General features: G+C 37.0%; 14 protein-coding genes. 11 read left to right on the top strand and 3 right to left on the bottom strand.

Annotated features, from left to right (window positions below; translation table 11 throughout):
• Window positions 1–15 precede the first annotated feature (15 nt).
• Complete coding sequence (locus tag M3627_RS04850; protein WP_251553160.1) at window positions 16–207, bottom strand: hypothetical protein; 192 nt, start codon at window positions 205–207, stop codon at window positions 16–18.
• A 119-nt stretch (window positions 208–326) separates the two neighbouring features.
• Here M3627_RS04850 and M3627_RS04845 point away from each other — a divergent pair, with 119 nt between their 5' ends.
• From M3627_RS04845 to M3627_RS04825, 5 genes are all read left to right on the top strand, one after another.
• Window positions 327–2081, top strand: coding sequence for an ABC transporter transmembrane domain-containing protein (locus M3627_RS04845; protein ID WP_251553159.1), 1755 nt, complete (start codon window positions 327–329; stop codon window positions 2079–2081).
• Complete coding sequence (locus M3627_RS04840) at window positions 2081–3865, top strand: ABC transporter ATP-binding protein (RefSeq protein WP_169359204.1); 1785 nt, start codon at window positions 2081–2083, stop codon at window positions 3863–3865. The genes M3627_RS04845 and M3627_RS04840 overlap by 1 nt, the downstream gene beginning before the upstream one ends.
• A 90-nt stretch (window positions 3866–3955) precedes the next feature.
• Window positions 3956–4666: a cytochrome c biogenesis CcdA family protein gene (locus tag M3627_RS04835; RefSeq protein WP_169359203.1), complete on the top strand. Its 711-nt coding sequence runs from the start codon at window positions 3956–3958 to the stop codon at window positions 4664–4666.
• 16 nt (window positions 4667–4682) lie between these two features.
• The gene (locus M3627_RS04830) at window positions 4683–5048 is read left to right on the top strand and encodes a response regulator (protein WP_169359202.1); all 366 of its coding nucleotides are present in this window, start codon (window positions 4683–4685) and stop codon (window positions 5046–5048) included.
• A gap of 40 nt (window positions 5049–5088) precedes the next feature.
• Window positions 5089–5574: a CcdC family protein gene (locus tag M3627_RS04825; protein ID WP_169359201.1), complete on the top strand. Its 486-nt coding sequence runs from the start codon at window positions 5089–5091 to the stop codon at window positions 5572–5574.
• Between the two features lie 15 nt (window positions 5575–5589).
• Here M3627_RS04825 and M3627_RS04820 read toward each other — a convergent pair whose 3' ends face one another.
• Window positions 5590–6033 (bottom strand): DUF2621 domain-containing protein, encoded by a 444-nt coding sequence (locus M3627_RS04820; protein ID WP_169359200.1) that lies wholly within the window; start codon window positions 6031–6033, stop codon window positions 5590–5592.
• A 134-nt stretch (window positions 6034–6167) separates the two neighbouring features.
• Here M3627_RS04820 and M3627_RS04815 point away from each other — a divergent pair, with 134 nt between their 5' ends.
• The 4 genes from M3627_RS04815 to M3627_RS04800 all read left to right on the top strand — a co-directional run bounded on the left by M3627_RS04815 (window position 6168) and on the right by M3627_RS04800 (window position 7591).
• Window positions 6168–6383, top strand: a complete 216-nt coding sequence (locus M3627_RS04815; RefSeq protein WP_251553158.1) for a DUF1659 domain-containing protein — start codon at window positions 6168–6170, stop codon at window positions 6381–6383.
• A gap of 18 nt (window positions 6384–6401) precedes the next feature.
• Window positions 6402–6614, top strand: a complete 213-nt coding sequence (locus M3627_RS04810) for a DUF2922 domain-containing protein (RefSeq protein ID WP_169359198.1) — start codon at window positions 6402–6404, stop codon at window positions 6612–6614.
• Window positions 6615–6781: 167 nt separating this feature from the next.
• Window positions 6782–6910, top strand: a complete 129-nt coding sequence (locus M3627_RS04805) for a YvrJ family protein (protein WP_169359197.1) — start codon at window positions 6782–6784, stop codon at window positions 6908–6910.
• Between the two features lie 93 nt (window positions 6911–7003).
• Window positions 7004–7591: an SCO family protein gene (locus M3627_RS04800; protein WP_251553157.1), complete on the top strand. Its 588-nt coding sequence runs from the start codon at window positions 7004–7006 to the stop codon at window positions 7589–7591.
• Window positions 7592–7820: 229 nt separating this feature from the next.
• On the opposite strand, the gene M3627_RS04795 is transcribed toward M3627_RS04800, so the two are convergent.
• Window positions 7821–8069 (bottom strand): GlsB/YeaQ/YmgE family stress response membrane protein, encoded by a 249-nt coding sequence (locus M3627_RS04795; RefSeq protein ID WP_169359195.1) that lies wholly within the window; start codon window positions 8067–8069, stop codon window positions 7821–7823.
• Window positions 8070–8585: 516 nt separating this feature from the next.
• Between M3627_RS04795 and M3627_RS04790 the strand changes: the two genes are divergently transcribed.
• Window positions 8586–9089, top strand: a complete 504-nt coding sequence (locus tag M3627_RS04790) for a DinB family protein (RefSeq protein WP_251553156.1) — start codon at window positions 8586–8588, stop codon at window positions 9087–9089.
• Window positions 9090–9205: 116 nt separating this feature from the next.
• Window positions 9206–11914: an aconitate hydratase AcnA gene (acnA, locus tag M3627_RS04785; protein ID WP_251553154.1), complete on the top strand. Its 2709-nt coding sequence runs from the start codon at window positions 9206–9208 to the stop codon at window positions 11912–11914.
• The last annotated feature ends 72 nt before the right edge of the window (window positions 11915–11986 follow it).

Raw genomic sequence — 11986 nt, 5'->3', positions numbered from 1 at the left:
TTATTGTTTAGGAAATTATAAAATTGTGAACCTGTCGTTAAATTGATGTCTAGCTTCATCGCCTTGCCCCTCGGGGTCAAATGGATAAAAGCTCCGGTGGCTGAGGAACTGCCTCCTCGCTTTTCTCCATTTGCCTGTCGGGGCAGACATAGGCGCTTGCGCTTTTCTAGTTAAATGTATCATAGTTATAATTTCTTGTACGAACACAATTGATATTATTTAATAAAATATTTCTGTTTCCGAATTATTTTGTTTTTCCATCTTTCGTAATGTTCAAACATTTGCTAAACTAGTAAAGTCTTAATTTGTAATATGGGGGAAATATAGTGAAAGTATTCTTGGAGTTGGGCTGGTATTTTAAACAAAGGAAAAAGCAATATTTATTTGGCGTTTTAATGCTTCTATTTGTTGCATTTTTGCAGCTTTTTCCACCAAAGATTATTGGGTTAGTAGTAGACGAGATTCATGCGGGGACACTTACTAACGAGTTTTTATTTAAATGGCTTACTATTTTAGCCTTAGCAGCAATAGGGATGTATGTTCTACGTTATTACTGGCGTATTATGATTTTTGGTTCTTCTATTTATCTCGCTAGGTTATTGAGAGAAAAGCTATTTAATCATTTCACCAAAATGGCTCCTTCCTTTTACCAGAAAAAACGGGTTGGAGATCTTATGGCTCATGCGACAAACGATTTGTCTGCAGTACAACAGACGGCTGGATCAGGTGTTTTAACCTTGGTGGATTCCTTGGCAACGGGGGGCTTTGTTATAGCTGCAATGGCAATTACGATTAACTGGAAGCTGACGATCATTGCCTTACTGCCATTACCATTGATGGCCATTTCTACTAGTTATTATGGAAAGCTGCTCCACCAACGTTTCCGTTTTGCACAGGAGGCTTTTTCTAGTTTAAATGATAAAGCTCAAGAAAGTATTTCCGGCGTAAAAGTCATTAAAACATTCGGTCAAGAGAAAGAAGACACAGACGATTTTGTTAATCTATCAAAAGAAGTTGTCGCTAAAAATATGCATGTAGCCAAGGTAGATTCTCTATTTGACCCAACGATTTCTTTAGTCGTGGGAATGTGTTTCTTCTTGTCTATTGTGTTTGGAACACGTTTTATATTAGCTGATGAGATGAGTATTGGAGACCTATTTGCTTTTACTTCCTATTTAGGATTACTAGTTTGGCCGATGCTAGCATTTGGCTATCTATTTAATATTGTAGAGCGTGGAAGAGCTTCCTATGATCGGATAAGAAATATATTAGAGGAAGAAATTGAAATCGATGACCATGTAGGAGCATTGGATCATAAGCCTAAAGGTGATATTCAATTTAATATTGAAGATTTCAAATTTACTGGTGACGATCGTGTTGCTTTGCACAATATCCAATTTACCCTAAAGCAAGGTGAAACATTAGGAATTGTAGGGAAGACTGGCTCTGGGAAAACAGCAATTTTAAAATTGTTAATGAGGGAGTTTGAGGGGTATCGCGGTACTATTATGTATGGCGACCATTCCATAGTTGCCTATAAGAAGAGAGCTTTGAGAGAGGCGATTGGTTATGTTCCTCAAGATCACTTCCTATTCTCTACGACCGTTGCTGGTAATATAGCGTTCGCAAATGCAGATGCAACGATGGATGAAATCTATGAAGCAGCAAGATTGGCCAATATCCACGAAGATATCCTTCAATTTACGGACGGCTATAACACGATAGTAGGAGAGCGGGGAGTATCGTTATCAGGTGGACAGAAGCAGCGTATTTCTATTGCCCGTGCCTTGATGATGAAGCCAGAATTACTAATACTCGATGATTCTCTTTCAGCTGTTGATGCGAGAACAGAGGAAGCAATATTAGAATCATTGAAGAAAAGTCGTACAGATGAAACGACTATTATTACTTCCCATCGTTTAAGTGCCATTGCGCATGCTCATCAGATTATTGTGATGAATGAAGGCACTATTATAGAAAAAGGGACGCATGAAGAGCTAATGGAGCTAAAAGGAATGTATTATGAAATGTATCAATTACAGCAATTAGAGAATCTTGTGGAAAAAGGGAGGGACGTCTGATGAATGAAAAACAGCCAACACTTACAGGGAAAGATCAATGGCTAGTTCTTAAAAGACTGCTAACCTACTTAAAACCACATAAAAAAATGATTGCTTTTGCATTGTTTTTATTAATATTAACGGTTACTGGAGATATCCTTGGACCATATTTAATAAAAACGTTTATGGATAATTATTTAACACCTAGAGAATTTCCTACTGGACCACTCGTTGGTCTGGCATTGGGATATATATTTATCCAAATTGGAAATGTTCTCGTAAGTTACTTCCAGTTGTTAAAGTTCCAAGAGATTGCATTAAAAATCATTCAACAGATGCGTATTGATGTCTTTTCGAAAGTCCATCGCCTAGGAATGCGTTATTTCGATAAGACTCCTGCAGGTAGCATCGTCTCTAGGGTTACCAATGATACCGAGGCCATTAAGGATATGTTTGTTAGTGTATTAGTAGGCTTTGTACAAAGTGGGTTCCTAGTTATTGGAGTCTATATTGCTATGTTCTTATTGAACGTAAAGCTTGCATTAATTACTACCATTTTGTTGCCTATTTTGTTTGTCATCATCATCACCTACCGTCGATACAGCTCGGTAGTTTACCAGGACTTGAGAGAACGACTAAGTCAGTTGAATGCGAAGCTGGCAGAGTCTTTACAAGGGATGACTATGATTCAAGCATTTAGACAGGAAGATCGGTTGCAGGATGAGTTCAATGATATCAACGAATCACATTGGAAGGCTGGAAGAAGAAATATAAAGCTAGACAGCCTGTTACTGCGACCAGCAATCGATATGGTATATGCTTTAGCAATTATTATTCTCCTCAGCTATTTTGGAGTCACTTCCATGGATAATATCGTGGAGGTTGGGGTGATCTATGCTTTTGTTACTTATATAGATAGATTTTTTGAGCCAATCAACCAAGTGATGCAAAGGTTATCGATTTTTCAATTAGCCATTGTTGCTGCCTCTAGGGTATTTAAGCTGTTAGACGAGAGTGATTTGGCGCCTACACAGAAAAACGTGGAAACAGCTACGATTGACAAAGGGAAAATAGAGTTTCAAAATGTTACTTTTTCCTATGATGGAAAAACGGATGTCTTAAAGAATATCTCATTTACTGCTGAGCCAGGCCAAACTGTAGCATTAGTAGGCCATACTGGAAGCGGGAAAAGCTCAATTATAAATCTACTTATGCGTTTCTATGAATTTGAACATGGAGATATAAAAATTGACGGGTACTCTGTGAAAGATTTCCAGACTGCTGAAATTCGAAACAAGATGGGGTTAGTGCTTCAAGATCCATTCCTTTTTTATGGGGATATTGAGAGCAACATAAGACTTCACGGTCACGATTTGACTGACGAAGAAGTGAGAGAAGCAGCTGAATTCGTGCAAGCCGATAAGTTTATAGAAAAATTACCAAATGGATATAAGCAGAAAGTGTCGGAAAGAGGGTCTACGTTTTCGAGTGGTCAAAGACAGCTAATAGCGTTTGCAAGAACTATCGCAACGAATCCTAAAATCCTTGTTTTAGATGAAGCAACTGCAAATATCGATACTGAGACTGAGGTTGCCATCCAAAGCAGCTTAGAAAAAATGCGTAAAGGAAGAACGACTATTGCTATTGCGCATCGTCTAAGTACAATTCAAGATGCAGAATTGATCCTCGTTCTTCACCATGGGGAAATAGTAGAAAGAGGCACGCATCAGCAATTATTGAATGAGAAAGGTCTATATCACAAAATGTACCTGCTTCAAAATGGGGTAGTCGAGGATATAGCATAAAAAATTCAAAAAGCTGTCACAAGCTTTAATAGGGTAAAAGTAAAGGAAATTTGATACGATAGGAACAGTAATTTGGAAAGGAAGACTGCCGTGAGTACAGATCTTAACTTACTACTGGCGTTCGGTGCTGGGTTTTTAAGCTTTATTTCCCCATGCACTTTACCGTTGTATCCTGCATTTTTATCCTATATAACTGGTATGTCACTAGAAGAAATTAAAACAGATAAAAAGCTAATGCAAAAAAGAGGCATGCTACATACATTATTTTTCTTGCTTGGTTTCTCAGCTATATTTATCGCATTAGGGTTTGCCACATCGTTAATTGGTACATTTTTTATCCAGTATGATGACTTAATCCGTCAAGTTGGTGCAATTTTTATTGTTGTATTTGGATTAATAGTCGTTGGAGTTTTTAAACCGGAATTTTTAATGAAAGAAAAAAAATTACATTTTAAAAACAGACCATCTGGGTACCTAGGGACTTTTTTAATAGGTATGGCTTTTGCAGCAGGTTGGCAGCCTTGTACTGGTCCGATTCTAGCGTCTGTATTATTACTAGCTGGATCTAATCCTGGTTCAGGCGTCTGGTATATGCTTGCATATGTTCTAGGCTTTGCAATCCCATTCTTTGTTCTGTCCTTCTTTATCACTAGATTGAACTGGATTCGTAAAAATAGTAATCTGATTGTTAAAGTCGGTGGCTATATTATGATTGCTTTAGGGATTCTATTGTTTTTCGACGGATTAACTTATATAATTCGTATATTAAGCCCTATTTTTGGAGACTTTACTGGATTTTAAATAAGGAGGCAACGATATGCCGACAGTTTTAGTAGTGGATGACGCAGTATTCATGCGTACAACGATTAAACGAATGCTAGATGATCATCCATTTGAGATAGTGGGCGAAGCCGCTAATGGGCTTGAGGCTATCGAGCAATATAGAAAGTTAAAACCAGATGTAGTCACAATGGATGTTACTATGCCAACGATGACGGGACTCGAAGCAGTAAAGCATATTATTGCAGAATTTCCAGAAGCCAGGATAGTAATGATTACTGCACTTGGGCAGCAAAAGCTTATTGTCGATGCGTTGGAATACGGAGCAAAGGATTTCATCACTAAACCGTTTGATCCGGACCAACTCATCAATGTGTTACGCAATGTAACAGACATATATTAAATCTACAAAATGAAGAAACTAAAAGATATGGGGAATACCAATGTTAGAAAATATTCCGGCCAATGTTATGATTATTGTCTCAACAGTCATTGCGCTAGGTATGGGGATTCTAGTAACAACCTTACGGGCAAAATCAGCAAAAAAACCAGCAAGTGCTAAAAAAATATTATTGCCCCCTTTGTTTATGTCAACCGGGGCATTAATGTTTGTGTTTCCCTTCTTTCGAGTAACATTAGCGCAAATAGGTGAAGCTTTGTTAATCGGAATGTTATTTTCTATTGTTCTGATATGGACATCTAAGTTTGAGCATAAAGATGGAGAAATCTATCTGAAACAGTCAAAAGCATTCATCTTCATATTAATCGGGCTTTTAATCATTCGTTTAGTTGGTAAGATTGTTCTTAGTTCTACAATTGATGTGGGAGCATTAAGTGGAATGTTTTGGATTTTAGCATTTGGGATGATTGTCCCTTGGAGAATTGCAATGTTCATACAGTTTAAGAAAATGCAAAAACAGCCAATATAAAAACGAGCATCCTTTTTATGGGGTGCTCGTTTTTTTTCGATCCTCTGACAAAGCAAAATACTTTTCAAATGGTGAAACATCTACTTCCATTTCCTTGAGTTTCTTACGTAAAAACTTATGATCTCTTTTAGGAGTAGCGATGATATAGCCACGTATCAACAGTTCCTGTGTGATAGCCTTGGCATTTTCTTTTAAAGCAATTTCTCCAATTTTCCCAGCTATTTTTTGTTTTGCAACAGGTCTGAATAAATCAGGTACTGGAGTAACTAGCTCATTTAACAAAGCTTTTTGTTCATCGTTCCATAGGTGTATCGTTTTATCTACATAATATTCTTCCCAGTCGAGATCAGATTTACCATCTCTTTTAGGCATCGATTTGAGGAACTTTCGGAACATGAAAAATCCGCCTATTCCCATCAAAGACACTAAGACAACAACCCAAAAAAGTATAAACCACATAAACCATCCTTCTAACAATCTCTTCACCTCATTCTTCTATCTATTAGTATAAGGTGTTTGAAATAATTTTTCATCAGGAATGTATCCTTTCGAGTAAAAACTTTCTATATAGAGAGTGAAGGGAGGTGATTCAGATGGCTAATTTAGAACACAAGCATTCCGTATTAAGAATTACTTTTGAAGCTGGTATGGGTGGAAATGGCAAGTTAAAAACAAAGTCAAAAACGTATCGAAATGTAAAAGCTAGTGCTACTGCAGACCAATTAGAAGCTGCGGTAATAATTCTCTCAGGCTTATCCGCAAGTCCATTTATCATAGCAGAGAAAGTACAAACATCTAATTTAAACTAAAAATAGGGAGGGTAAAACATGGCTAAAACATTACAACTTCAATTTGAAACAGATAATGGGAAGGAATTGACCTTATCAGTAGACGAGCCTCGCGAAAATCTAACTCGTGAGGAAATAGAAGCAGGGATGCAATCACTCATTAACAGCAACACTTTTCATGTAGATAGCTTTAGTCTAAGCGGTATTAAAGGTGCTAAAGTTGTGGAACGTAATGTCAATTCTATAATCTAACATGGTTAGGGGGGTATTAAGAGAGAACTGCTCTTAATACCCTTTCAATTTTGAACCGGAGATTGGAAAAATAGCAGAGAGCATGTTTGAAAAATGGCTTGGATCTTCTAGTAAATAGTGTTATAGTCGCTTGTACTTTTGGAGAAGATGAAAAGGAGGTTATCCCTATGGACCAGTGGCTTTCAGTTATTCAAGATGTAGGCTTTCCTATTTTTGTGTCATTCTATTTAATGCACAGAGTAGAGAGCAAGCTTGAAGAAATTAAAAATGCACTGTTATCCTTGAGCAATGTATAGACACAAAACTGTTGAAATCTAAAAGACAGAGTAGTTGAACGCAATATCCACATTGGTTAAGATTAGGCTAGGATGTTATAAAGGAGTCATACAATGAAAAAAATATTGGGTATTATAATGATAAGCTTATTGGTACTAGCAGGTTGTGGAAGCAGTGACTTTAAAGCCCAAACAAACTGGGAAATAGAAGAATTTGAGTTTGACAATCAACGAGGCGAAGAAACTTCTTTAGAAGATTTAAAGGGAACGGTTTGGTTGGCTACTTTTATCTTTACGAATTGTGAAACAATTTGTCCGCCAATGACCTTTAATCTTGCAGAAATACAAGGAATGCTAAAGGATAAAGGTATAGAGGATTATAAAATTGTGGGATTCAGTGTAGACCCTGAGGTGGATACGCCGGAAGTTTTACAAGAATACTTGGACATGTTTGAAGTGCCTGATCAAAGTAACTGGGAGCTTTTAACTGGTTATTCTCAGGAATATATCTCCCAATTTGCCGAGCAATCGTTTAAAGCACTCGTTCGAAATAATCCAAATGATGACCAAGTAATTCACGGATCTCGTTTTTATTTGATCGATCAAAACGGTGTTGCAGTTAAAAATTACACCGGATTCGAAGACGTACCTAAAGAAGAAATTGTAATTGACATGGAAACATTGATTGAAGAAGGTAAATAAATTTATACTTAAAACCTATTAAAGATTCCTTGGAGTTTTTAATAGGTTTTTTTATTGCCTAATTAGAGTGAGCTTTCAGCTCAAGTTCAAATCAAACTATTTTTAACAACCACAGGCTTTTAAATTCAACAAAAAAAGAGGCTACCTCCAATTTTTGATATTAATCAAAGCTTGGGGCAGTCTCTTTTTTTAGAAATGATTTTTTAAATCCGTGTTAGCTTCATTAAAATTATTTACGCATACTTTTCAAGATTAAACTTAAAATAGCAACTAGGATAATAGCACCGATTAATGCTGGAATAATTGCCATGTCCCAAATTACTGGTCCCATATCAGGGAAAATCATTCCACCGATCCAAGCACCAATGATACCAGCGATAATGTTTCCTATAATTCCACCAGGAATATCCTTACCAAGAATTAGTCCTGCTAGCCAACCGATGATCCCACCGATGATTAAGTATAAAATTAGTCCCATTTTCTTTCATCTCCTCAAATATTTATTATTTCGATTACACTCTTTGTATAGCCAACATGAGAAGACGTTAAACCTCATACTTTTTAATTTAAATATTCCGTCTTTAGTTTCCCGGAAAATTCATGATTTATTTCTCGAATAGCATACTGAGAAACACACAAGCTAAAATAACATAATCATATTTCTCAATATAGTTTCTAAGAGTATAATGAAAAACACTAGGAATTGGTTACCGACTTCTATAAAAGGACTTAACTATGGAATAGAAAACGATTAACACACCATTCTAATAAAAACCAAATAATAGTGATTCCATGGTGATTGCCTTAATCGCATACCAATACCGAGCGTGTCCGATTATACGAAAGGGAAACAATTAATTCACCTTTTGTAAAGTACATAGATATTAGAAGTAAAATAAGTGAAGTATAAAGAGAGAAAAGAAATTAGATTGCAAGGTTGTATAGTGGGTATAAGAATAGATATAAACAAAACATAGTGTAGTGGAGGTAAATAATGTTTCTTGAAAAAAACAATACAATACGTGCAGAGCTTTTTAGACTTGTAGATTCATTAAGCGAGGAGGAGTTCAATCGAAAACCTGATCAAAACTCTTGGTCACCAAAAGAGATTATGGAACATTTGGTTAAAATGGAGAATACGATTGTAAAAGGGATTAAGTCGGAGTTAGCTAATCCTAATAGTCCGCATGCGAAAAAAAAGCCGATTCAGGTTTCGACCCTTCGTTTGATCAAAGTTAAGGCGCCAAAGTATACCGTGCCGAAGCCAGATTACGAGACAAAAGAGGTGATGAAAAGTCAATTACATGCAGCTAGAATGGAATTATTAAAAGTATATGCTAATAATGATTATCAAGTTTTTCAAGATAAATCACTAAAGCATCCTTTATTCGGCAGGGTACCACTTGTACAGTGGTTTCCATTCGTTGGTTTACATGAAAAAAGACATTTAAAGCAATTAGAGAAAACTATTAAAAAGATAAAAGGTCATAAGAATTAATTATTACTTATAATAATTTTAATGTAATTTACTTATCGCTAGAGTTAAGTTATGATTAATGGTGGAGAAAAGTTACTTGAATAGAGTCTTTTCAATAGATATTAGGAGGAATACAAATGGCAAAAGATAGCTTACACAATAGCCGTACTTCTTTCACGCTAAATGGAAAAGAATATACTTATTATCGTTTAGCTGCTTTAGAAGAAGCAGGAATTGCAAACGTATCACGTCTACCTTACTCAATTAAAGTATTACTAGAGTCTGTGTTACGTCAACATGATGGATATGTAATTAAAGATGAGCACGTTGAACAATTAGCAAAATGGGGTAAAGATGCGGATCCAGAAGCAGAGGTTCCATTTAAGCCTTCTCGAGTTGTCCTACAAGATTTCACAGGAGTACCAGTAGTAGTTGATTTAGCAGCATTACGTTCTGCGATGAACGAAATGGGCGGAAATCCAGATAAAATCAACCCTGCTATTCCAGTTGACCTTGTTATCGACCACTCCGTACAAGTAGATAAATACGGTACGGCATCAGCTTTACAAGCAAACATGGATCTTGAGTTTGAACGTAATGCAGAACGCTACAATTTCTTGAAATGGGCACAAACTTCATACGATAACTTCCGTGCTGTACCTCCAGCAACTGGTATCGTTCACCAAGTTAACCTAGAGTACTTAGCACCAATCGTTCATGTGAACGAAAGTGCTGACGGAACACTAGAAACATTCCCAGATTCAGTAGTAGGTACTGATTCACATACAACAATGATCAATGGTCTTGGTGTTCTTGGATGGGGTGTAGGTGGTATCGAAGCTGAAGCAGGAATGCTTGGTCAACCTTCTTATTTCCCAATCCCAGAAGTTATCGGGGTAAAATTAGTAGGAGATCTTCCAAACGGAACTACTGCAACTGACTTAGCGCTTAAAGTTACTCAAGTACTTCGTCAACGCGGTGTTGTTGGTAAATTTGTTGAGTTCTTTGGTCCTGGTGTATCTAAATTACCACTTGCTGACCGTGCAACAATCGCTAATATGGCTCCAGAATATGGTGCAACATGTGGATACTTCGCAATTGATGAAGAATCTCTTGAATACTTGCGTCTAACTGGCCGTGAAGAAGAGCATATCGAAGTAGTTGAAGCTTACCTAAAAGCAAATGACATGTTCTTTGATCCAGCTTTAGAGCCTGTTTATACAGATGTAATTGAAATTGACCTTGGAGATATCCAAGCTAACCTTTCAGGACCAAAACGTCCACAAGATCTAATTCCTCTTACTGATATGAAATCTCGTTACCGTGAAAGCGTAGTAGCTCCTCAAGGTACACAAGGCTTCGGATTATCAGAGAAAGAATTTGATAAATCTGCAACTGTTAAATTTGAAGACAGAGATGTTGTTATGCCAACTGGTGCTGTAGCTATTGCTGCAATCACTTCTTGTACAAACACATCTAACCCATATGTAATGCTTGCAGCTGGTTTAGTTGCGAAAAAAGCAGTAGAAAAAGGATTGAAAGTTCCTGCTTACGTAAAAACTTCATTAGCACCAGGTTCTAAGGTTGTTACTGGTTATTTACAAGATTCAGGACTAGACAAATTCCTTGATGAAATCGGATTTAACACAGTTGGATACGGCTGTACAACATGTATCGGTAACTCTGGTCCATTATTACCAGAAATCGAGAAAGCAATCATTGACGAAGATCTTTTCGTAACTTCTGTTCTTTCTGGTAACCGTAACTTTGAAGGTCGTGTACATCCATTAGTAAAAGCTAACTACTTAGCTTCACCACCATTAGTAGTGGCTTATGCTCTTGCAGGTACTGTTGACATCGATCTTCAAAAAGATTCATTTGGTAAAGACGCAGATGGTAACGAAGTATACTTTGCTGATATTTGGCCTTCAACTGAAGAAGTTAACCAAGTGCTTTCTAAAGTAGTTACTCGTGAGCTATTCCAAAAAGAATATGCACGCGTATTTGATGAAAACGAAGCTTGGAATGCTATTGAAACTTCAACTGAATCATTGTATTCATTTGATGACAAATCAACTTATATTCAAAACCCACCATTCTTCCAAGGATTATCTAAGGAGCCAGGTTCAATTGAAACGCTTGCTGGACTTCGCGTAGTTGCGAAATTCGGTGACTCTATTACAACTGACCATATCTCTCCAGCAGGTGCTATCGGTAAAGATACACCAGCAGGTAAATACTTGCGTGAGAATGGAGTAGAAATTCGTGATTTCAACTCATATGGTTCACGTCGTGGTAACCATGAAGTAATGATGCGTGGTACATTCGCTAATATCCGTATCCGTAACCAAATTGCTCCTGGTACAGAAGGTGGATACACTACTTACTGGCCAACGGGCGAAACCATGTCTATCTATGATGCTGCTATGAAGTACCAAGAAGAAGGTACTGGTTTAGTAGTAATCGGCGGAAAAGATTACGGGATGGGATCATCTCGTGACTGGGCAGCAAAAGGAACAAATCTTTTAGGTATTAAAGCTGTTATTACAGAAAGCTTTGAGCGTATTCACCGTTCAAATCTTGTAATGATGGGTGTTCTACCACTTAACTTCTTACCAGGAGAAAATGCTGAAACTTTAGGATTGACTGGTAAAGAGGAAATCAGCATTAACATTGCTGAGGGAGTTAAACCTCGTGATATCCTGAAAGTAACAGCTAAAGCTGAAGATGGTTCTGTAAAAGAATTCAACGTGCTTGCTCGTTTCGACTCAGAAGTTGAGGTAGATTACTACCGTCATGGTGGTATCCTTCAAATGGTATTACGTAACAAAATGCTAGAAGCTTAATAAATAAATGAAAGAACCTAAATCTTAAATGATTTAGGTTTTTTTTGTGGGAAATTAACAAAATATTCTTTA

It is taken from the genome of Psychrobacillus sp. MER TA 171 (genome assembly GCF_023713305.1).
Classification (GTDB): domain Bacteria; phylum Bacillota; class Bacilli; order Bacillales_A; family Planococcaceae; genus Psychrobacillus.
Note: the sequence above shows the minus strand (reverse complement) of the source record. Positions and strands in the feature narration are given on the sequence as shown.